This is a genomic window from Citreicella sp. C3M06 (assembly GCF_018860705.1).
GTDB lineage: Bacteria > Pseudomonadota > Alphaproteobacteria > Rhodobacterales > Rhodobacteraceae > Salipiger.
Genome location: NZ_JAHKQA010000002.1, coordinates 34,629 through 55,195, shown reverse-complemented (window position 1 = coordinate 55,195; position 20,567 = coordinate 34,629). Strand labels below are relative to the sequence as shown.

The 20,567-nt window shown below is 64.7% G+C and carries 20 protein-coding genes; 14 read left to right on the top strand and 6 right to left on the bottom strand.

Translation table 11 applies throughout. The features are described from left to right. Positions 1-50 precede the first annotated feature (50 nt). The 13 genes from KO516_RS00265 to KO516_RS00205 all read left to right on the top strand — a co-directional run bounded on the left by KO516_RS00265 (position 51) and on the right by KO516_RS00205 (position 12,909). Positions 51-1,163 carry a tripartite tricarboxylate transporter substrate binding protein gene (locus tag KO516_RS00265; RefSeq protein ID WP_216001795.1) on the top strand — a complete coding sequence of 371 codons (1,113 nt, stop codon included), beginning with the start codon at positions 51-53 and terminating at the stop codon, positions 1,161-1,163. Positions 1,164-1,254: 91 nt separating this feature from the next. Then, the gene (locus KO516_RS00260) at positions 1,255-1,818 is read left to right on the top strand and encodes a tripartite tricarboxylate transporter TctB family protein (RefSeq protein WP_216001794.1); all 564 of its coding nucleotides are present in this window, start codon (positions 1,255-1,257) and stop codon (positions 1,816-1,818) included. A 3-nt stretch (positions 1,819-1,821) separates the two neighbouring features. Then, the gene (locus KO516_RS00255) at positions 1,822-3,321 is read left to right on the top strand and encodes a tripartite tricarboxylate transporter permease (RefSeq protein WP_216001793.1); all 1,500 of its coding nucleotides are present in this window, start codon (positions 1,822-1,824) and stop codon (positions 3,319-3,321) included. A gap of 20 nt (positions 3,322-3,341) precedes the next feature. Then, the gene (locus KO516_RS00250) at positions 3,342-4,472 is read left to right on the top strand and encodes a Gfo/Idh/MocA family protein (RefSeq protein WP_216001792.1); all 1,131 of its coding nucleotides are present in this window, start codon (positions 3,342-3,344) and stop codon (positions 4,470-4,472) included. Continuing rightward, a complete protein-coding gene (locus tag KO516_RS00245) occupies positions 4,469-5,407 on the top strand; it encodes a TRAP transporter substrate-binding protein (RefSeq protein WP_216001791.1) in 939 nt (312 codons plus the stop codon). The genes KO516_RS00250 and KO516_RS00245 overlap by 4 nt, the downstream gene beginning before the upstream one ends. After that, positions 5,404-5,976, top strand: a complete 573-nt coding sequence (locus KO516_RS00240) for a tripartite tricarboxylate transporter TctB family protein (protein WP_216001790.1) — start codon at positions 5,404-5,406, stop codon at positions 5,974-5,976. The genes KO516_RS00245 and KO516_RS00240 overlap by 4 nt, the downstream gene beginning before the upstream one ends. Positions 5,977-6,027: 51 nt before the next feature. Further along, positions 6,028-7,512, top strand: coding sequence for a tripartite tricarboxylate transporter permease (locus KO516_RS00235; protein WP_216001789.1), 1,485 nt, complete (start codon positions 6,028-6,030; stop codon positions 7,510-7,512). A gap of 44 nt (positions 7,513-7,556) precedes the next feature. Next, on the top strand, positions 7,557-8,531 hold the full coding sequence (locus KO516_RS00230) for a tripartite tricarboxylate transporter substrate binding protein (RefSeq protein WP_216001788.1): 975 nt from the start codon (positions 7,557-7,559) through the stop codon (positions 8,529-8,531). A 175-nt stretch (positions 8,532-8,706) separates the two neighbouring features. Further along, a complete protein-coding gene (locus KO516_RS00225) occupies positions 8,707-9,414 on the top strand; it encodes a FadR/GntR family transcriptional regulator (RefSeq protein ID WP_216001787.1) in 708 nt (235 codons plus the stop codon). 65 nt (positions 9,415-9,479) lie between these two features. Then, positions 9,480-10,553 (top strand): Gfo/Idh/MocA family protein, encoded by a 1,074-nt coding sequence (locus KO516_RS00220; RefSeq protein WP_216001786.1) that lies wholly within the window; start codon positions 9,480-9,482, stop codon positions 10,551-10,553. Further along, positions 10,550-11,410: an NAD(P)-dependent oxidoreductase gene (locus KO516_RS00215; protein ID WP_216001785.1), complete on the top strand. Its 861-nt coding sequence runs from the start codon at positions 10,550-10,552 to the stop codon at positions 11,408-11,410. Before KO516_RS00220 ends, KO516_RS00215 begins: the two co-directional genes overlap by 4 nt. Further along, the gene (locus tag KO516_RS00210) at positions 11,403-12,257 is read left to right on the top strand and encodes an NAD(P)-dependent oxidoreductase (protein WP_216001784.1); all 855 of its coding nucleotides are present in this window, start codon (positions 11,403-11,405) and stop codon (positions 12,255-12,257) included. The genes KO516_RS00215 and KO516_RS00210 overlap by 8 nt, the downstream gene beginning before the upstream one ends. Positions 12,258-12,270: 13 nt before the next feature. After that, positions 12,271-12,909 carry a glutathione S-transferase family protein gene (locus KO516_RS00205; protein ID WP_216001783.1) on the top strand — a complete coding sequence of 213 codons (639 nt, stop codon included), beginning with the start codon at positions 12,271-12,273 and terminating at the stop codon, positions 12,907-12,909. Positions 12,910-13,043: 134 nt separating this feature from the next. Here the strand turns inward: KO516_RS00205 and KO516_RS00200 are convergent, their stop codons facing one another. From KO516_RS00200 to KO516_RS00175, 6 genes are all read right to left on the bottom strand, one after another. Next, positions 13,044-13,568 carry a redoxin domain-containing protein gene (locus KO516_RS00200; protein ID WP_216001782.1) on the bottom strand — a complete coding sequence of 175 codons (525 nt, stop codon included), beginning with the start codon at positions 13,566-13,568 and terminating at the stop codon, positions 13,044-13,046. A gap of 3 nt (positions 13,569-13,571) precedes the next feature. Then, complete coding sequence (locus KO516_RS00195) at positions 13,572-14,240, bottom strand: glutathione S-transferase family protein (RefSeq protein ID WP_216001781.1); 669 nt, start codon at positions 14,238-14,240, stop codon at positions 13,572-13,574. Beyond that, entirely contained in the window at positions 14,233-15,246 is a 1,014-nt protein-coding gene (locus tag KO516_RS00190) for a Gfo/Idh/MocA family protein (RefSeq protein ID WP_216001780.1), read from the bottom strand. The genes KO516_RS00195 and KO516_RS00190 overlap by 8 nt, the downstream gene beginning before the upstream one ends. 198 nt (positions 15,247-15,444) lie before the next feature. Beyond that, positions 15,445-15,915, bottom strand: a complete 471-nt coding sequence (locus KO516_RS00185) for a hypothetical protein (protein WP_216001779.1) — start codon at positions 15,913-15,915, stop codon at positions 15,445-15,447. A 12-nt stretch (positions 15,916-15,927) separates the two neighbouring features. Beyond that, positions 15,928-16,854, bottom strand: a complete 927-nt coding sequence (locus tag KO516_RS00180) for a dihydrodipicolinate synthase family protein (RefSeq protein ID WP_216001778.1) — start codon at positions 16,852-16,854, stop codon at positions 15,928-15,930. A 29-nt stretch (positions 16,855-16,883) separates the two neighbouring features. Beyond that, the gene (locus tag KO516_RS00175) at positions 16,884-18,068 is read right to left on the bottom strand and encodes a zinc-binding dehydrogenase (protein WP_216001777.1); all 1,185 of its coding nucleotides are present in this window, start codon (positions 18,066-18,068) and stop codon (positions 16,884-16,886) included. Positions 18,069-18,554: 486 nt separating this feature from the next. On the opposite strand from KO516_RS00175, the gene KO516_RS00170 reads away from it, so the two are divergent. Continuing rightward, positions 18,555-20,528, top strand: a complete 1,974-nt coding sequence (locus KO516_RS00170; RefSeq protein ID WP_216001776.1) for a CocE/NonD family hydrolase — start codon at positions 18,555-18,557, stop codon at positions 20,526-20,528. Positions 20,529-20,567: the final 39 nt, after the last annotated feature.

Sequence of the window (20,567 nt, the reverse complement as noted above, 5' to 3'; positions counted from 1 at the left end):
GGATCCGCGCGCGGGAGAGGAACCCGCGTCATCACTAGGGAGGAAACAAAATGGTTAAAACAAACAACTCGCTGACCCGCCGGGCGCTTCTGGCGCAAGGGGCAAGCGTCGGTGGCCTTGCCGCCATGAGCATCACCATCCCCGGCGCGGCACTGGCGCAAAGCTTTCCGCGCCGACCGATCACCCTGGTGGTGATGTATTCCGCCGGCGGCGGCACCGATTCCATCATGCGCAAGCTGGCCGACGAGATGGCCCGCGCCCAGGGCTGGACCATCACCGTGGTCAACAAGCCCGGCGCGGTCGGCGGTGTGGCGACGCAATACGTCTCGGCGGCGCGGCCCGATGGCTACACGCTGCTGGGCGCGGCCAATTACAACCGCTTCGTGCGGGTGCTGGGCCACGCGGATTTCGTGCCGTGGCGGGACTGGCTGCCGATGAAGGCCGCCGACGCCCCCGCCAGCTGGTCGGTGCGCGCGGATTCCCCCTTCCAGTCGATGGAAGAGGTGATCGAAGAAGCCAAGGCCAACCCCGGCAAGCTGACGATCTCGACCTCGGGCACCGGCGGTGTCTGGCACGAGGTGTCGCTGATCATCGCCAATATGGCGGGGATCGAGATGAAATACGTTCCCTACAAGGGCGGCAAGCCCGCCACGCTGGCCGGGCTTCAGGGCGAGACCGACATCGCCGGGGGCGGTCTGCACGAACATATCGACCTGATCCGCAGCGGTGAGATGCGCAACCTGTGCCACGCCAGTTCGGCTGACGTGACGCTGAAGGATGGCCGGGTGCTGCCGTCGATCGGGGGCATCCTGCCCGAGACGCAAAAGATCCTGCCCGTGGGCGCCACCTACAACTTCATGGTGCCGCGCGCGCTGCCCCCCGAAGTCTTGCAGCAGCTCGTCGATGCCTTCCGCGCGGCGGCGACCTCGGATGGGTTCAAGGAGATGATGGCGCAGAATTTCTTCCAGCCCGGCCTGCTTGTTGGCGAAGAAGCCGACCGCCAGGGCGCGCTGATGGAAGCGATGACCGCAGATATCTTCAACAAGAACAGGGATGCCATCGGCGCCGATATCCGCACCGCCGAGGAACTTGGCCTTCCGGCGCCCGAGGATTTCGACAACTGGTGGCCGCCGCAGGGCTACGTCGCTCCGCCGATCAGCTGATCGCATGCCTGCCCGGGCGGCGCGATCGCGGCCCGGGCCCACACCCTGCTCCTGAACTCTCCAGCCGACGGCTGGCACCGGAGGTGCCATCATGACTTCACCTGTTTCCGAAGATATCAAATTCGAAGGCGAGGACGCGAACGCGGGCCTTGCCGCGCCAGTGCTCGACCTGATCGCGGCCGGCGCGCTGCTGCTGACGGCGGTGGTCGTGATGATCGCATCGTTGCGCCTGCCAGTGCCGGGCTCGGCGCTGACCGCGCCGGGGTTGCTGCCCTTCGTGGCTGGCGCGTCGCTTGCGGTCATGGCGCTGATCCTCGGGAATTCCGCCCTGCAGCGCCGCAAGGACGGGAGTGCCGGTGAACTGCTGCTGGGCGACGTCACCGAACATGTCCGGATGCTGGCGCTGGCGGCAATGGTCGGGGCCTATATCCTCGGGCTGCAATTCCTTGCCTTTCAGGTCTTCTTCAGCATCGCTGGCGCGCCCTTCGTGCTGTCGGCCTTCGAGCCGGTGAGTTTCATCGCGCTGACCGGGATCATGCACGTGTTCTGGCGCGGCCCGCTCTGGGCCAAGGCCGCCATTGCCCTGTTCTGGACCATCGCGCTGTCGGTGGTCTTTCAGAAACTGTTTCACATACCGCTGCCGGGAGGGTTCTGAGCCATGCTGGACGCATTCATCCAACTTCTGTCGCCGACCTTGCTGGTGATGACGCTGGCGGGGGTGTCGCTGGGCATCATCTGGGGCGCGCTGCCGGGGCTGTCGACGACCATGGCGATGGGCCTTCTGATCGGCCTGTCGGCGGGAATGCCGCAGGAACTGGCGATCTGCTTCATGATCGGGGTCTATACCGGGTCGGTGTTCGGGGGGGCGATCTCGGCCATTCTGATCAACATTCCCGGCACCCCCGACGCGGTGCCCACGATGATCGAAGGCCACCAGCTGGCGCAACGCGGGGAGGGCGGCCAAGCGCTTGGCATGTCGATCACCGCGTCGTTCATGGGCGGCACGCTGGGCATCGTGCTGCTGATCCTGTTCATCCCGCTGATCCTGAGCTTTGCGCTGAACTTCCGCTCGTGGGAGATGTTCTGGCTGGCGGTGATCGGCATCATGGTGTCGGGGTCGATGGCCTCGGGGGAAATGCCGCTCAAGGGCTGGATCGCGGGCTGGATCGGTATGCTGGTCGCGCTGGTCGGGCTCGATGAGATCCACGCCGTGCCGCGCTTTACCTTCGACAGCTACCTGTTGTTCGACGGCATCAGCTACGTCGCCATCCTGATCGGCCTGTTCGGCTTTACCGAGATCCTGCGCACCCTGCCGTCGCGCTCGGCGCCGACGATCCCCAGCACGGTGGGCCGGGTGCTGCCGACCATGGGCAAGCTGATGCGCTATGCTCCGGCCGCGACGCGCTCGGGCATCCTTGGGGCGCTGATCGGGGCGGTGCCGGGGGCGGGGGCCAACGTGGCATCGTTCCTCGCCTATGACATCGGCCGCCGCCGCGCCTCGCCCGAGGAACAGGCGAAATGGGGCAAGGGCAGCTATCAGGCGCTGGTCTGCGCCGAGACATCCAACAACGCCAATATTGGCGGGTCGATGTTGCCGACGCTGGCGCTTGGCATTCCGGGCAACGCCGCCGCCGCCGCGCTGCTGGCCGCGCTGACGCTCAAGAATGTCAGTGTCGGGCCGACCATCCAGATCGACCACCCCGGCCTGATCTATTTCATTTACGGCGCGCTGTTGCTGGCCAACCTGATGATGTTTGGCGCCGCCTTTGCGCTAATCAAGCCCTGCGTCAAGCTGTTCAGCCTGCCGCGCGGCGTGCTGATGCCGCTGATCATCCCGGTCTGCGTGATCGGCGCCTGGTCGGTCAAGCTGTCGATGTTCGATGTCTGGGTGATGTTCGGCGCCGGGCTGTTTGGTGTGGCGCTCAGCGTGTTCCGCTTTCCGGTCGCGCCGATCGTGCTGGGGGTGATCCTTGCCCCGCTTGCCGACGAGAACCTGCGCCGCGCGCTGCTGGTGTTCGAGGACAAGTCCATCGGCTTCATCCTGTCGCAGTGGATCGGCACGGTGCTGATGGCCGCGGTGCTGTTCGTCATCGCCGAAGGAATCCTGCGTGGGCTGCGCGCCCGCCGCCAGAAGACCGCCCCCGTGGCGGCGGAATAAACAAGAAGGATTGGTCAAAGATGAAGACTGAGAAAAAACAGGTTGGCCTTGCGATCGTGGGATGCGGCACCATCGGGCGTATCCGGGCAGAGCTGGCGCGTGACTTTCCCGGCATCGGCTGGATCGGGCTGTGTGACATCAAATCCGACATTGGCCGCAAGCTGGCCGACGACGTGGACGCGGATTTCTACACCGACGATTACCGCGAATTGCTGAACCGCCCCGAGGTCACCGCGACGATCATCGCCACGGATGAGAACTTTCACTTCGATCCCACCATGCTGGCCATCGAAAACGGCCACGCGCTGTTCATCGAAAAGCCGCTGGCCACCGATGCGCGCCAGTCCGCCCAGATCCTTGCCGCGATCGAGGCGAACGGCATCGACGCGGTGGTCGGCTACACCCAGCGCTTTCGCCGCCGCTTCCTTGCGATCAAGGAACGGCTGATCACCGGCCAGATTGGCGAGGTGCATTCCGTCGTCACCCGCGCCTTCATGAACCGCATGGTGCCTATCGCCACCACCCGGCGCACGCAGGATCGCGCGACGCTGACGCCGATGGTGGTGTCGGGCACCCACAGCCTTGATATGTCGATGTGGCTGATGGAGGGCAAGAAACCCGTCTCGGTTTTTGCGCAATCCTGCGACAAGGTGCTGAGCGCCCATGGCACCAAGGACAGCACCTTCGGCGTGTTCACCATGGACGATGGTACCATCTGGTCGATGAACATCAGCTGGGCGCTGCCCGAGGTCTGGCCCGGCGCGGTCTACGGCATCGAGATCGGCATCGTCGGCACCGAGGGCGTCATCGACATCGAAGACACCCACCGCGATCTGGTCATGGCGACCAACGTGGCGCAGGGCGGTGGCTATGTGCCCGACGGCTATGTCGCCCCGGCGCGGCATGTCGATTTCCTGACCTCCTACCCGCCGGGCGATCTGCATGACGGCCAGCTTTGGGGGCCGATGCGCGAGGAAACCAACAGCTGGTTCCAGCGGGTCTATGCCGGGGCCCGCACGCCCCATGCCACCGCCGCCGATGGCCATCGCAACCTGATGATGACCATGGCGATGGATCTGTCGGCCAAGCGCGGCGTGCCTGTTGCGCTGCCGGTCGATCCCGCCGAGCTGATGCAGGAGCTGGTCGGATGAGCAAACCGCATCGCATCATCTTTGGCGGCTATCAGGGGCCCAATTCGGTTCATACCCGCGGCGCGGGGTATTTCGCAGCGGCGCTGCACCGCCTGACCGACGGCGCGGCCGAGATCCTGCTGCGCCCCGATATCACTCGCGATGGGCACAAGGCTGCCGACCTGCTGCCCATGGTCGAAGCTGGCGAGATCCACGGCTGCTATTTCTCGTCGAGCTACATGTCCGGGCGGGTGCCGTCGCTGACGCTGTTCGACATGCCCTTTGCCGCCCCGGCCCGGGACGATCTGTTTGCCCGGCTCGACGGCGCGCTTGGCGATTGGATCGCCGCCGATGTCGCCGCAAGGACCGGCTTCGAGGTGATGGGCTACTGGGACAACGGGCTGCGCCATATCTCGGCCAAGCGCAAGCTGGCGACACCGGACGATTGCGCCGGGCTTAGCCTGCGCACCCTTGCCAGCGACGATCACCAGCGGGTGTTCCGCGCGCTTGGCTTCGATCCACGGGTGATCGACGTCAAGGATCTGGTCGCGGCGGTTGCCTCGGGCGAGGTCGATGCGCAGGAAAACCCGCTGACCAACATTTACAATTTCGGGCTGCATGACGCCCAGCCCGAGATCACCCTGACCGGCCACCTGCAAGGGGTGGCGCCGGTCTGGTTCCATCGCGACACCGTGGCGGGCTGGCCGGACGATCTGCGCCGCGCCGTGCGCGCCGCGCTGCGCGAGGCCAGCGACGCACAGCGCGGTTACGCGCTTTCCGACGACACCGCCTGCGCCGAAAGCCTGCGGGCGGCGGGCGCACATCTGCACAGCCTGACCGACAGACAGTCCTCTGCGTTCCGCGATGCGGTTTCGGCACAGAACGCGCAAACCCGGGCCCGGATCGACCCCGGCGCCCTTCAACTTTTCGAGCAGCCTCAGGAGATCACGGCATGATGCACGACAGTCCTGTTTCCAACGAGCAGTCCTCGGTGCACGGCGCGCCGCTGACGCATCGTGACCGCCTGCGCAGCCCCGAGACGCTGACCCTCGCCGCCCTGCTGATCGCTTCCGCCCTGTCGCTGCTGTTTCTTGGCGCGCTGGTGGCAGAGCCCAAGGCGCTGTTCGGTCGATCGCTGTCGGCGATCCCGCCAAGTCTGTTTCCGATGCTGGTGCTGAGCGCACTGGTGGTGCTGAGCGCGATTGCGCTGATCCTGCAACTGCGCGGCATGGTCCCGGACGAAGGCATCCCGATGAGCGCGCAGCAATGGGCCCGCGCCGCGGCGCTGTTCGGCATCATGCTGCTGTACGCGCTGATCATGACCTCGGTCGGGTTCCTGATCTCGACCATCATCGCGGTCTCGCTGATCTCGCTTCTGATGGGCGCAAGATCGGTCCTGCAGATCGCGGCAGTGGCGATCACCGGCCCGGTTCTGCTGTACCTTGCATCGACCCGCCTGCTGGCGGTGTCGCTGCCCGAACTTGACGTGATCGAATCGATCTACGCCGCCATTCCGGGGCTGTGACACGCGCATGACCCTGATTTCCCTGACCGATAACACCGCCAAGAGGCTCGCATGCTAGATCAATTCACCGAAGGTTTCGCGATGGCCATGCGCCTCGACACCGTCGCGCTCATGAGTTTCGGCCTGTTTGCTGGCATGCTGGTCGGCGCGCTGCCAGGTTTTACCACGCTGATGGCGATGGCCATCCTGCTGCCGATTTCCTTCTTCCTTGAACCGGTCGTCGGCATCCCGTTCCTGCTGGGCATCTACAAGGGCGGCATCTTTGGCGGCAGCGTTCCGGCCATCCTGATTTCGATGCCGGGCACTGGCGCCTCGGTGGCCACATCCCGAGACGGCTACAAGCTGACGCAGAAGGGCCAGTCCCGCAAGGCGCTGGACATGGCGCTGGTGTCCTCGGTGTTCGGCGACACCGCCAGCGACATCTTCACCATCGCGATGATCTTTCCCATCGCCTTTCTGGTCATGCAATTCGGCCCGCCAGAGCTGTTCGCCGTGCTGCTCATGAGCCTTGTCGTCATCGCCGCAACCTCCGGATCCAACCCGGTCAAGAGCCTGATGATGATCATGCTGGGGCTGTGGCTGTCGTTCATCGGCACCGACCCGCTGGGCGGGGTCGAACGCTTTACCTTCGGCCTGTTCGACCTGAAATCCGGAATACCGCTGCTGCCGATGCTGATCGGCGTGTTTGCCCTGCCCGAAGTGGCCTCGGTGGTGATCCGCAACGAAAAGGCCCGCAAGCTGTCCTCGCTGGTCGGCGAGCGGCTGAAATGGCCCGAACTGCGCCGCTGCATCCCGACCATCGGCCGCTCGACGGTGATCGGCACCATGATTGGCATCGTGCCGGGCCTTGGTCAGATCGTCGCGGCGATGATGGGCTATTCTGCGGCCAAGAACGCCTCCAAGCACCCCGAAACCTTTGGCGAGGGCGAACTGGAAGGCGTCGCCGCCGCCGAAGCCGCCAACAACGCGGTGAACGGGCCGACCATGGTGCCGCTGCTGACGCTGGGCATTCCGGGCGACAACGTCACCGCGATCCTGCTGGGCGCCTTCGTGGCGCAGGGTCTGCGCCCCGGCCCGCAGCTGTTCGAGGAACAGGGCGCCACGGTCTTCGCCATTCTCGTGGCGATGGTGATCGCCAACCTGCTGTTTCTGGTCATCGGCTACCTGTCGATCCCGTTCTTTTCGCGGCTGGTGACGATCCGGACATCGGTGCTTATTCCGCTGGTGATCATGTTCGCCTTTGCCGGCACCTATGTGTACCGCTCGGACCCTGTCGATCTGCTGATGCTGGTGGGTTTCGGCATCTTCGGCATCATCGCCCGCTCGGCGAAATTCGATGTGATGCCGATGGTGATGGGATTCATCCTCGGGCCGTCGATGGAATACGCCTTTGGCCAGACCATGGCCATGTCGGGCGGCGACACGGTTGGCTTTTTCATGACCGAACGCATCGGCGCGCTCTGCGTGCTGGTCGTGACACCGGTGATCGGCTTCCTGCTCTGGAAGCGGCTCAACGCGCGCACCGTGCCGGCCTGATCGGGCCGGCGCAGACATCAATCACACAAGGGAGGAACCTTACGATGATGAAGACAGCTTTCAAGGCGACGCTGACGGCCTTTGCGCTGGCGGCAACGGCGCTTGCCGCAGCCACCGGCAGCGCCGTGGCGGAATACCCGGAAAAGCCGGTGACGATGGTGATCCCGCTGGGGGCGGGCGGCTCGCACGATCTGAACGCGCGGGTGATCACCTCGATCCTGCCGACCTACCTCAACCAGCCGGTGATCGTGCAGCTGACCCCGGGCGCCGGCGGTCAGAAGGGCACGCAAGAGGTGGCACGCGCCAAGGCCGACGGCTACAAGCTGCTGTTCACGCACAACTACATCGACATGCTGCAGCAATATGTCGAAAACCTGCCCTATGATCCGATGGCCGATTTCGTGCCCATCGCGCGGGTCAACTTTGCGCCGACCTCGGTGATCGTGCGCGCCGACAGCCCCTATGAGACCTTCGATGATCTGGTCGCCGACGCCAAGGCCCACCCGGGCGACGTGCAGATGGCGCATTCCGGCAACTGGGGCGCCTTCTTCGTGCCGGCGGCGCAGATGATGCAGAAGCTGGATATCTCGCTGAACCTCGTGCCCTATCAGGGTGGTGGCCCCGCCCTGCAGGCGCTTCTTTCGGGGGATGCGGATGTGACCATGGCCTTCCCGTCCGCCTTGGGCGAAATGCTGCGCGCGGGCGAGATCCGCGTGTTGGCGACCGCTGGCGAAGAGCGGATCTATGACGACGTGCCGACCTTTTCCGAGGTGGGCGTCGATGGCGATATCGGCTTCATGCACCGCTTTGTGCTGGCGCCTGCGGGCACCCCGCAAGAGGCGATCGACAGGCTGTCCGAGGCGTTCAGCAAGATGTTCGAAGACCCGACCTTTGCCAAGCTGATGGCGCGGCTGGGGGAAAGCGTCGATCCGATGTCCGGCCCTGACTATCAGGCGCTGCGCGAAGGTCAGGCCACGGCCTATCAGGAGCTGGTGTCCGATCTGACCGCCTCGCAATAAATCCGGGTCTGGCGCTTGCGCCACGATCTGGAACCCGGCAATGCGCCTCGTCCGGGGCGCATTGTCTTTTTTGTGCTCTGCCTGCCCGATGGCGCGAAACATCCGGGGCAACGGTTGATCACATCGGGGCCGGCATGGCACATCAGGGAATACACAGGCGAAACGGCGGGGCGGGATGAGCGACAAGATTGTGACGCGAACGCGCAGCTGGATCGTGAACTCGGGCTTGTCCGAGGGCGACCGCCTGCCGCCCGAACGCAGCCTGTGCACCGAGCTGGGCGTCACCCGCTCCGAGCTGCGCAAGTCCCTGCTGCTGCTTGAGTCCGAAGGGCTTCTGACCCGCCATGTCGGGCGCGGCACCTATCTTGCGCGGCTGCCAAAGGGCGCCGGAAGCGCGGGCATCGAAGCGGCGATTGCCGCGCTCTCGGAATCCACCGGCCCGATCGAAGCGATGGCCGCCCGCCTTGCGCTGGAGCCCGAAACAGCGGCGCTGGCCGCCCTGCACGCAACCCCGGCGCAGATGCGCGAGCTGCGGCGCCTGTGTCAGGCGATGCCGGTGGCCAGCAGCTGGGCCAGTTACGAAAATCTTGACAGCCGCTTCCATGAAACCATCGCCGAGGCGTCCGGCAACGCGCTGTTGCAGGCGATGCACCGCATCCTGAACGGCGTGCGGCTGGTGGTGGTCTGGCGCCGGCTCGAAACCCCCGACCGGGGGCCCGAGAGCGATTATCATTCCTTTGCCGAACACGATGCGATCCTTGCCGCGATCGAACGGCGCAAGCCTGACGAGGCGCGCTCTGCCATGCTGCGCCATATCAATTCGACGCTGAACACCATGATGGCGCGGCGTGATCGTGATTTCTCATACCGGCCATCAGATTAACTTTCTTTCGGCAAAGCTCTGAACTGCCTATGTTTTCCGCAACCTATCCATGGGAGGAAAACAGGATGCGACAGGTCGAAGTAGCGGTCATCGGGACCGGGTGGTGCGGCGGCATGCGCGCGGAATCTCTGGCAAAATCGGCGTTGGTCGACAAGCTGCACATTTGCGAGATCAAGCCCGAGCGGCTGGCCGAGGTCAAAGCGCTGACCAACCCGGCCTCTGCCACCGACAATTATCACGAGATCGTCGCCAATGACGCCATCGAAGTGGTCTATATCTCGACCACGCCAGAGCCGACCCACTACCCCATCGCGCGCGATTGCCTGAAGGCGGGCAAGCATGTGCTGCTGGAAAAGCCCATCGCGATGGACCTGTCCGAAGCCGACGACCTGATCAACATCGCGCGCAGCAAGGGGGTCAAGTTCACCATCGGCTATTCGCAGCGCTTCAACCCCAAGATCGCCTATGCCCGCAAGGCGATTGCCGAGGGCAAGCTGGGCAAGATCGTCAACGTGATGGTCTCGCGGCATTTGTCGCGCAGCCTTGGCTCGCGCATCGCCAACCGGGTCAAGCTGTCTCCGGCGGCGATGGAAAGCACCCATGACCTTGATTTCGTGTTCTGGCTGCTGGCCCCGGCAAAGCCCGAAAAAATCTATTCGCAGGGGGCTTATGGCTTCATGAAAGAGCTCAACGGCTCGTATGATTGCATGTGGAACACCGTCAACATGAGCGACGGCAGCCTCGTGGTCGTTGGCGGTGGCTGGAACCTTCCCCCGAGCTATCCCAACTATTGCTCCACCTGGATCGAGATCACCGGCACCGAAGGCTCGCTGGTGCTGGATGACACGGCGCGCGATCACTGGCTGAATACGGTCGAGGGCGGCACGCAATTCCCCATGTCCACCATGCCGGGCGAACATGTCGATCACATGTATGCCGGGCAGATGGGGCCGGAAACGCTGCATTTCCTTGAATCGGTGCTGCTGGATCGCCCGCCGCTGGTGGCGCCGGAACATGCGCGCATGGTGATGGAAACCTATCTTGGCGCCGATGTGTCGGCGGCAACCGGCGAGGTCGTCCGCCTGCCGCTGTCCAACAGCGCCATGGCAACGCTGGCGGATCTGAAGGCGGCGCAATGACCCCCTGCGGCGTGATCGGGCTGGGGCAGATGGGGCGGGGCATTGCGCGCCGTCTCGATGCCGCCGGGATGCTTGTCGCCGCACACGATGCGGTGCCCGGCGCGGTTGCTGCTGCCGAGCTGTCGGGCGGCGTGCAGGATGATTGCGCCGCGGCGGATGTGCTGCTGTTCGTGGTGCCCTCCACGGGGCAGGTGGTGGCGGCGCTGGCGGATATGCCGCTGCGCGAGGGGACCGTCATCGTCGATCTGACCACCTCGGCCCCCGAGGCCAGCGCCCGGCTTGCACAGGATCTGGCGGCGCGCGGCTGTGCCTATGTCGATGCGGCGATGACCGGCGGCGCGGCGGGCGCCGATGCAGGCGCGCTGACGCTGATGCTGGGCGGCGAGGCCGAGGTCATCGCCCGCATCGCGCCGGTGCTGGCGCAGATTTCCACGCAGCGCTTCCACATGGGGCCGGTGGGGGCGGGGCACGCCATGAAACTGGTGCACAACCTGATCCTGCACAGCGCCTTCATGGCCACCTGCGAAGGGCTGACGCTGGCGCAAAAGGCCGGGCTGAATGTGGATCGCGCGGTCGAGGTGCTCAACGCTGGCAATGCCCGCAGTTTTGTCACCGAGGTGCGCTTTCCCCGCGACATCCTCAGCGGGACAATGAATGCGCGCTCGCGCATCGCCAATCTGGAAAAGGATCTGGGGCTGGCCAGCCATTTTGCCGACGGGCTGGGCGGCCCGGCCAGCTACACGCACCTGACCCATGCCATGCTGGCCCGCGCGGTGGCCAACGGTGATGGCGAGACGGATTTCTCGCATCTGTTCGCCATGAGCGATGCGCTCGACAAGGACATCGCCAATGGCTGAACCGGAGATCGGACTCTTTGGCCTTGGGCTGATCGGCTCTGCCGTGGCGGCGCGCTTGCTGGCGGCGGGCTATGCGCTGCGCGGCTGCGACCCGGACGCGGCGCGCGGCTTGGATCTGGAGCGCGCGGGCGGCACGGCCTGCACCGCGCCCGAGGTCTGGCAGGCAGATGTGGTGTTTTCCTGCGTCTTCGACACCGACCAGCTGGAAAGGCTGATCGACGGCGCACCACAGGCAGGCTGCACCCTCGTGTCGCTCAGTACTTGCGATCCGGACCGGATGCAGGGCCTCGCGGACAAGGCCGCACAGAAGGGCATCACCCTGATCGAAATGCCGGTCTCCGGCACCTCGCGCGCGCTGGCAAATGGTAGCGCGCTGCTGCTGATCGCGGGATGCAAGGACACCGCCGCGCGGATCGACCCGATCCTCAGCGCGATCTGCGCCAACCGCCTGCACGTGGGCGGCATCGGCAATGGCAACCGTGCCAAGCTGGCGATCAATCTGGTTCTGGGCCTCAATCGCGCGGCGCTGGCCGAGGGTATGGTCTTTGCCAATGCCCTTGGCCTGTCCTCGCAGGAATTTCTCGACATGGCCCGCGTCTCGGCCGCGCGCTCTGATGTGATGGACGCCAAGGGCCCGCTGATGGTCGCTCGCGATTTCACGCCGCAAGGGCGCATCGCGCAATCGCTTAAGGATTTCACCCTGATTGCCGAGCGGGGCGCTGCACGGGGGCAGGGGCTGCCCTTTGCCAATCGCTATCTCGAGATGATGCGCGATGCAGTGGCGCAGGGCGAAGGCGATCTCGACAATGCGGCCGTGCTACTGCCAATTGAACGGGCACGCCCCTGACACCGGAGGAAACATGATCGATCTTTATACTTGGACCACGCCCAACGGGCGCAAGGTCTCCATCCTGCTCGAAGAGCTTGGCGTGCCCTACACGATCAAGCCGATCGACATCTCGAAGGGCGAACAATTCGATCCGGCGTTTCTTGCCATCGCCCCCAACAACCGCATCCCCGCGATCGTCGATCACGACACCGGGGTGCATCTGATGGAGACCGGCGCGATCATGCTGTATCTCGCCCAGAAATACGACCGCTTCACCGTCAAGGGCAATGAATACTGGCATATGGTCGAATGGCTGATGTGGCAGATGGGCGGGCTGGGCCCGATGCTTGGGCAGGTGCATCACTTCGTGAAGTACAACCAAGGCAAGTCGGCCTATGCCGAAGAGCGCTATCTGAACGAGGCAAAGCGGCTCTACAAGGTGCTCGATACCCGTCTTGAGGGGCGCGATTACGTCGTCGGGGGCGGGCGCGGCGCCTACACCATCGCCGACATGGCCATGTGGCCGTGGATTTCGCGCCACGACTGGCAGCAGATCGATCTGGCGGATTATCCCAATCTGCGCGCCTGGTACCAGCGGCTGCGCGCGCGGCCCGCAGTGCAGGCCGGCTATCACCTGCCCAAAAAGGTCAATGACATCCCCGAGGGATGACGACAGGGCCGCGCCCGGTCGCGATAAAGTCGGGCGCGGCAAGCGTCGCGCCCGTGATGTCTGTGCTGCTGCCGGCGACCTCAGTCAGTGGCCGACCTGCGGCATTGGCTGCGGGGCACGCCCCGCGCGCGCGATCACCCGTCGTAGGTGCCGCGGGCCGGGTAGTCGTTTGCCAGCGCGTAGGGCGCTTTTGACAGCAGGAATTCCAGATCAGGCCGGGGCCAGGGCATGTTGGCGATGTCCACGAGGTACAGCCGCCCGTCGGGCCGCACCCAGAACAGGCCCGGTTCGGCAAAGATTTCCTGTTCGCTTGGCTTGAACGCCTTGGAGACCCACAGCCCCCAGTCCCGCGCCATCTGCGGCGTCAGGCCATAGGCCACACGCAGCCCGTCAAGCGCCCATTCGCGATAGGATTGGGTGGCCAGCTCTTCGTCATTCATCGACACCGCGACGATGCTGAACCCGGCGTCTTCGAAGCGCTCGCGCAGCGCGGCCAGTTGGGTCAGGTAGCTTTTGCACACCGGGCAGTGGTGGCCGCGATAGACCACGATCATGGTAAAGGCCTCGGGGGCCTCCTGATCCAGCTCGAAGCGCCCGCCGCCGACAAGCGGAAGCGACAGCGGCGGGGTCGGTTGGTCGGGGGCAAGTTTGTGGCTCATGGCTCAGCTTTCCTTGGCGCGCAGGCTTTCGAACGAGACCATCGCCCCCTTCCGATAGGCTGCACGGGTTTGCAGTCGGTCGTAATAGGTTTCGAGCGCTGGCAGGGCCGGGCGTTCGAACTCCATGGTGAAATAGCGGAACAAGCTGGTGCCCACAACGATATCACCCAGACTAAGGCTATCGCCGACCAGAAAGTCGCGCCCATCAAGGTGACGATCCAGTAGAGCATAAGCCTCGTTCAGCCGGGCGGCGGCGGCATCGCGCAGCCCGGCGTCGCGCTCGGCCAGCGGCAGGCGCACGGTCTGGTAGAACAGCGCCGTCAGCTGCGGCAGCGGGCGGTTCTGGAACCACTCCATCCACATGTCCGCCTGCGCGATCTGCGCCGGGTTCGCGCCTTCGATGCCGCCGGGGGAATAGCGCCGCGCAAGATAACGCAGGATGGCGTTGGATTCCCAAAGCACCAGATCGCCGTCGATCAGCACCGGCACCAGCCGGTTGGGGTTGAGCGCGGCGAACTCGTCGGTTTGAAGCCCGCCAAAGGCCCCGCCCAGCTCCTCATGCGCGTGGTCCTGCCCCAGTTCCAGCAGCAGCCAGCGCACTTTTTGCACGTTGATCGAGGTTTTCCGCCCGATCAGCGTCAGGCCGGGTGCGTTGCGCGCGGGATCAGACATCGGCCAGCTTGACGGCCTGCCCGGTTTCCGACGAGCGTTCGATGGCTTCGAGCACCTCGATATTGTGCACCATCTCGCGCGGGGTGATCGGATAGGGGGCCTCGCCCATGGCGGCCCGCGCAAAGGCTTCGAGGTTGGCGGTCACGCTGTCTTCCCAGTCAAAGCTCTGCTGTTGCAGATCCTTGCCGGTCTGCGCGGTCAGCACCCGCACCTTGCCGTCCGGCGTATCGGGGTGGCTGTCGTTGAGCACCTCGACCCATTTGTCGGTGCCGAACACATGCATGCGGATGAAATGCGGCGTTTTCAGAACCGCGCTGAAAGTGGCGGTCATGCCGGCCTCGAATTTCATCTGCACGGTGACGACATCGCCGGTTTCCCAGCCAAGCGCGCGGTCGGCGGTAAAGGCGTGCAGGCTTTCGACCGGGCCGAAGAAAGAGATCATCAGGTCCGACAGGTGGATGCCCATGGCGGTCATGCCCGCTGCCGGGCACACGGCTTTTTTGGTGCGCCAGTCATCGGCGGGAACGTTGCTCAGCTTGTCATGGCTGAACGCCGCCTCGGCGTGCATCACCGTTCCCAGATCGCCCTTTTCGAGCAGCTCGCGCAGCATCAGCATCGCCGGCTCGTAGCGCCGCTCGTGGCCGATGCCCAGCTGCACGCCGGCGTCTTCGCAGGCCTTCATGGAATTGCGCGCGCTTTGCGCCGTCAGCCCCAGCGGTTTTTCGCAGAACACATGTTTGCCCGCCGCAGCCACCCTGCGGATTTGCTCTTCGTGCAGGGTGTTGGGGGTGGTCAGGATCACGGCATCGATATCGCTGCGCGCCAGCGCCGCGTCGAAATCCTCCCAGACCTCAAGGCCAAGCTTCTGGATCTGCGGGTGATTGGCGGTCGCGGGCTCGATGATCCCGGCGATCTTCAGCCAAGGGTGGTCTTGCAGACGGGTGGTGATGTGTTTGCCCCACCAGCCGAAACCCGCCACGGCAACCGTGAACTGCTTGCTCATCATTTCCATCGTCTCCTCCGGGTCGCTTGACGCGACCTCCCATCGATTCATCTACTTTTGAACCGACCCTAGCGGGCGATGTGGCACAATCGCAATTGATCTATGTCGATGTTATGTATCAGAAAACCTGATATGCATCGCAATAAAATGCGCGCAGGCGATGGCCGGTCCAAAGGCCACCGCCTGCGCGCGCTTGGCGCATCAATGCGCGGTGTGCGGCGGCGTCAGGCGCATGTCGTCGGGGATGGGCAGCGGCGCGTTCGGCCCATCGATGAATTCGACGGTGGTAAAGATCAGCTCGGTGTCGCCGATGTTCTCGACGGCATGCAGCATCTCGTCGCCTTCGCCATAGTCGAAATGCCGGGTCTCGCCCTTGAAATGCTCGACATCGCGGATCTCGCCCGAGGAAAAATACCCCCGCGCCTTGCCCGGCACCATCGCTGTCCAGAAATAGCGGTTCACATGGCGGTGGAAGCCGCAGCGCTTGCCCGGCGCGATATGCAGGTGCCACACCCGCATTCCCGGCGTTTCAGAGACCAGCACCGAGCCGACGCAGCCGTTGTCGCGGCTTTGCAGCATTTCTTCGTAAAGGCCTTCGGGCCAATGGGCAAAGGCCGCCGGATCAGGGTTCATCTCGACATGGTCGGGGCCGTGCAGTTGGGTGTCGCTCATTTTGTGTCCTCCTTAATTTGCGGATTCGCGGATGGCGGTCAGCGCGTCCAGATCGGCGCGCATCTGCGCGGCGACATCGGCGGGCAGCGGGCGCAGGGGCGGGGCCATGCGCAGCCAGGCATCATCGCCGCTGCGCCATGCCTCGGCGGTCTTCATCGCGGCCATCATCGGGTATTTTCCGGCGGTGGCGCGGGCCTTGCGGACCCGGTCCATCGCGGCGTCACGCTCGGCGCCCTCGGGGGCACGGCGCGCGGCCTGCACCAGATTGGCGAAGATATTTGTCGAGCCAGAGATGATCCCGGCAGAGCCGATGTCCAGCCCCTGCCACAGGAACGCCTCGGACGAGGGGTAGACATCGAAATTCTCGGCCACGCCGCCGGTTGCCTCGATGAAGGCGCGCGATTGTTCGAAATCACCGCTGCTGTCCTTGAGCCCGGCAATCACCGGCCCAAAGGCGGCGCGAAGACGGTTTACCAGATCGGTCGACAGCGGCACCTGCGACATCTGCGGGAAATGGTACAGATAGATGCGCAGATCGTCGCGCCCGATGCTTTCCACCAGATCGGCGTAATAGGCGAACAGCCCGTCATCACTGGGGTTTTTGTAGTAATAGGGCGGCAGCACCAGCACGTTGGTATAGCCAGCCTCGATGCAGGCGCGCGTCAGCGCCTGACAATCGCGGGCCGAGGGCGCGCCGGTGCCAAAGATCACCCGTTCGGGCGCGATACCGGCGGCGGCGAATTGTTCGGGCAGGGCCAGCCGGTCGGCCATGGCAACGGATGTGCCTTCGCCGGTGGTGCCGGTGGGCGCGACGCCGTCGCAGCCGCCATCGCTCAGCAGATGCTGGCAATAGGCGGTCAGCCGGGCGTGATCGAGACTGCCATCGGCGTGGAACGGCGAGATGGCAGCGGCGTAGATGCCTCTGATGGCTTTGGTCATGGAAGTATCCTGTCTGATCGGATTTGGTGTCACTTATCGCCGCCCGAGGTGGTCTTGTGCATCGAGACCACCACCTTGAGCGCATCGTCGATGCGTTCGGCGGCGTATTTCAGCGCGGTCGGCAGTTCATCCATCGGGAAGGTGTGGCTGTGCACCAGCCCGGCGTCAAAGCGGCGCTCGGCCATGACGGCCATGGCCCGGTGCGTGGCCGACCGGCCCTCGCCGCGAATGCCGTAAAGGTAGATGTTGTTGACCGCCAGCGCGCCCAGATCGAAGTTGACCGCCGATTTGGGGAAGGCCGCAAGGCAGATGCGCCCGCCGCGATTGGTCATGTGCACGGACTGGTTCACCGTGGTCTCGTTGCCGGCGCAATCGACGACGTAATCGGCGCCCTTGCCGGTCAGCTCCTTGACCCGCGCGACCGCGTCTTCGTTTTTCGGATTGATGATGTAATCGGCGCCCAGCTTGCGGCCGATCTCGTTGCGGCTGTCGCGGGTGCCGATCAGGATCACCGGAGACGCCCCGAGCGATTTCGCCACCGCCACCGCCAAAAGCCCGATCGGCCCCGGACCGATCACCACGACGCTTTCCCCCGCCACGAGCCCGCCCAGTTCGGTCATCCCGTACATCGAGGTGCCCGCCGTCACCACCAGCGTCGCCTCTTCGTCGGACATCGCGTCGGGCACGGGGATCATGGTGTTGACGTTGTTCACCACGTATTGGGCAAAGCCGCCGTCGGTGGTGAAGCCGTTGGCGCGGTGGCCCTTGTCGTGATCGCCGTAGTTCTGGCCGTAGTTGTGGCACGAGGTGTACATGCCCATCCGGCAGCGCTTGCACTGCCCGCAGCCGGCGTGAACCTCGACCGTCACGCGATCGCCCACGGCGAACTGATCGACGCCCGGCCCAAGCGCGGCGACCGTGCCCATGTATTCATGGCCGGGGGTGAAGTTCTTGTTGAAGGGCTTGCCGCCTTCGATCATTGCCGGGGTGCCGTATTGCAGGATCTCCAGATCGGTGGCGCAGATGGCGACCGCATCGACCCGCACCAGCACCTCGGCCCGGCCGGGCGTGGGCACAGGTTTGTCGCGCAGGGTCAGCTCGCCCGGATCGCCAAGCACCCAGGCCTGCATGGTTTCGGGCACCTGTTCCCCAAGGCCCGCCGTTCGTGTCTTGGCGCTATGGGCGTTCTGGTTACGGGAAAGATCGTCGGGCATGGTCTTCTCCAAGTCTAATGGTTCACCAATGCGGGGTCATTGGTGTTCGTGCAGTTAAGTACAGGCCCATAATCCCGCCAATAAAATTCGGAAGACGCTTGTTTAATTACGATAATTGGGAAAAGCGCGCGACATATTGGGTGACCAATTACTGCTGTGCGGAGGGCTGCCGAGCCTCGCTGTCAGGACCAGGGATGCGACAGCGCTTGTCCGGCTGCGCATTGGATTGGGGGCGATGCGCAATCCCGGCCCTGTCTCCATCTGGACACTGCCTTGGGTTCCCTGCTGTCAGACGGTTGTTGATTTCGGACACGCGATCTTCGCGGCTCGCACCAGCCCGGTGACCGGGCTGGCCGATGTCGGCCATCGTCACGCTGCGCATCGCCCGGGGATGTCTTGACCCTGCCTCCGGATCGCCTCCACACAGGGCCAGCCGCCCGTTCGCGAAACGCAGCGCCGCTTGCCACCGACAAAAGGACCGCCCCCATGACACAGCATGCTATCGATGAAACCCCCTGCACGGCGATTCCCGTGCGCGACGGCTGCCAATTGTCGGCGCGGATCTGGCAACCGGTGGACAGCGCCCCCGTGCCCGCCATTCTGGAAATCCTGCCCTATCGCAAGCGTGACGGCACCGAGACGCGCGACGCCACCACCCATCCGATCTACGCGGCGCATGGCTATGCCTGTCTTCGGGTCGATCTGCGCGGCACCGGTGAATCCGAAGGCCTGTTCGACGACGAATATTCCGAACAGGAACTTTGCGATATCGAGGACGTCATCGCCTGGATCGCCGCGCAGCCGTGGTGCACGGGCGCGGTGGGGATCATGGGGATCTCGTGGGGGGGCTTCAACGGCTTGCAGGTGGCGGCGCGCCGACCCGATGCGCTCAAGGCGGTGATCAGCGCCTGTTCCAGCGTCGACCGCTTTGCCGATGACATCCACTACAAGGGCGGTTGCGAGCTGACCGAAAGCGTCAACTGGGCAACGCATATCATGTCGTGGTTTTCGCTGCCGCCCGATCCCGAACAGACCGGCAACTGGCGCGATGTCTGGCTGAACCGGCTGGAAAACACGCCTTTTGCCGCAGCCGAATGGGCGCGCCATCGCACCCGGGACGCCTATTGGCGGCACGCTTCGATCTGTGAGGATTTCGCCGCGATCGATACGCCCATCCTGTCCATCGCTGGCTGGCATGACGGTTACCGCAACACCCCCGCAAAGCTGCTGGAGGGCGTCACCAATGCGCCGGTCAAGGCGATCATCGGGCCGTGGAACCACAAGTACCCACATATCGCCACCCCCAAGCCGCGCATCGATTTTATCGGGGAATCGCTGCGCTGGTGGGATCGCTGGCTGAAAGGCATCGACACCGGGGTCGAGGCAGATCCTGCCCTGCGTGCCTATGTCATGGACAGCATGGCGCCCGCGCGCACCTATCCGGAACGGGCAGGGCGCTGGGTCGGCCTGCCCGACTGGCCTGCGCCGCAGGTCACGACGCATGATTTGCCGCTGGGTGACGGATCGCTCGGGGGCAACGGGCTCAGCGCGCCGGTCAGCGTGACCACCGATGCCCGCGCGGGCGAGGCGATTGGCCGGTATTTCCCCTGTGCCTACGGCGCGCTGGAACTGCCCGGCGACCAGCGGGACGACGACGCCCGCGCCGCCTGTTTCGACAGCGAGCCGCTGGATGCGCCCTTTACCGTACTGGGCGCGCCGGTGCTGCGGCTGCGGTTGTCGAGCGATCAGCCCTTCGGGCAGCTGGTGGTGAGGCTGTGTGACGTGGCCCCCGACGGCGCGTCGACGCTGATCTGCTATGGCTTGCTGAACCTGCAATTCCGCGATGGCTTTGCTCAGGCGGTGCCGCTGACCCCCGGCGCGCCGGTCGATGCCACGGTGACGCTGGACCAGATGGCCTATCGCCTGCCCGGCGGGCATCGGCTGCGGCTCGCGGTGCAGACCTCGTGCTGGCCGCTTGTCTGGCCCGCGCCGGGGCAGGTGACGCTCAGCCTGCTGAACGGCACGCTGTCATTGCCTGAACTGACCGGCGATGCTCAGAGCATCACCTTTGATGCGCCGCGCCCCCTGCCCGAGTCGATTCTGCGCGAACACCGCGCCGAGCTGGAACAGGTCGAGCGGGCCTGCGAAAACGGCCATGACGTCATCCGCATCCGGTCCGATTTCGGCGCCTATGAGAACATCGAAACCGGCTTGCTTCAGGACTGCCTGCTCGAGGAAACATACGCGATCGACCCGCAGGATGTTGCCAAGGCCAGCATCCTGTCGGTCTGGACCCGCAAGATGTCGCGCGGCGATTTCAATGTCGCGACAATCGTCACCGCCCGGTTTGAAACCGATGCCAGCCAGTTCCGGCTGATAACGCGGCTGGAAGCCTTCGACGGAGACAGCAAACTGTTCGAGCGGACCTTCGAGGACACGATCGAGCGCAACGCCGGATGACGCGAACGGGATCGGGGGTCTTGCCTGTTCCTTGGGCAA

Coding starts and splice junctions, on each gene's coding strand:
- KO516_RS00230 (WP_216001788.1), top strand. CDS start 7,557: ATGATGAAGACAGCTTTCAAGGCGACGCTGACGGCCTTTGCGCTGGCG.
- KO516_RS00185 (WP_216001779.1), bottom strand. CDS start 15,915: ATGAGCGACACCCAACTGCACGGCCCCGACCATGTCGAGATGAACCCT.
- KO516_RS00205 (WP_216001783.1), top strand. CDS start 12,271: ATGATCGATCTTTATACTTGGACCACGCCCAACGGGCGCAAGGTCTCC.
- KO516_RS00170 (WP_216001776.1), top strand. CDS start 18,555: ATGACACAGCATGCTATCGATGAAACCCCCTGCACGGCGATTCCCGTG.
- KO516_RS00180 (WP_216001778.1), bottom strand. CDS start 16,854: ATGACCAAAGCCATCAGAGGCATCTACGCCGCTGCCATCTCGCCGTTC.
- KO516_RS00255 (WP_216001793.1), top strand. CDS start 1,822: ATGCTGGACGCATTCATCCAACTTCTGTCGCCGACCTTGCTGGTGATG.
- KO516_RS00175 (WP_216001777.1), bottom strand. CDS start 18,068: ATGCCCGACGATCTTTCCCGTAACCAGAACGCCCATAGCGCCAAGACA.
- KO516_RS00190 (WP_216001780.1), bottom strand. CDS start 15,246: ATGATGAGCAAGCAGTTCACGGTTGCCGTGGCGGGTTTCGGCTGGTGG.
- KO516_RS00210 (WP_216001784.1), top strand. CDS start 11,403: ATGGCTGAACCGGAGATCGGACTCTTTGGCCTTGGGCTGATCGGCTCT.
- KO516_RS00235 (WP_216001789.1), top strand. CDS start 6,028: ATGCTAGATCAATTCACCGAAGGTTTCGCGATGGCCATGCGCCTCGAC.
- KO516_RS00250 (WP_216001792.1), top strand. CDS start 3,342: ATGAAGACTGAGAAAAAACAGGTTGGCCTTGCGATCGTGGGATGCGGC.
- KO516_RS00240 (WP_216001790.1), top strand. CDS start 5,404: ATGATGCACGACAGTCCTGTTTCCAACGAGCAGTCCTCGGTGCACGGC.
- KO516_RS00245 (WP_216001791.1), top strand. CDS start 4,469: ATGAGCAAACCGCATCGCATCATCTTTGGCGGCTATCAGGGGCCCAAT.
- KO516_RS00260 (WP_216001794.1), top strand. CDS start 1,255: ATGACTTCACCTGTTTCCGAAGATATCAAATTCGAAGGCGAGGACGCG.
- KO516_RS00195 (WP_216001781.1), bottom strand. CDS start 14,240: ATGTCTGATCCCGCGCGCAACGCACCCGGCCTGACGCTGATCGGGCGG.
- KO516_RS00220 (WP_216001786.1), top strand. CDS start 9,480: ATGCGACAGGTCGAAGTAGCGGTCATCGGGACCGGGTGGTGCGGCGGC.
- KO516_RS00215 (WP_216001785.1), top strand. CDS start 10,550: ATGACCCCCTGCGGCGTGATCGGGCTGGGGCAGATGGGGCGGGGCATT.
- KO516_RS00200 (WP_216001782.1), bottom strand. CDS start 13,568: ATGAGCCACAAACTTGCCCCCGACCAACCGACCCCGCCGCTGTCGCTT.
- KO516_RS00225 (WP_216001787.1), top strand. CDS start 8,707: ATGAGCGACAAGATTGTGACGCGAACGCGCAGCTGGATCGTGAACTCG.
- KO516_RS00265 (WP_216001795.1), top strand. CDS start 51: ATGGTTAAAACAAACAACTCGCTGACCCGCCGGGCGCTTCTGGCGCAA.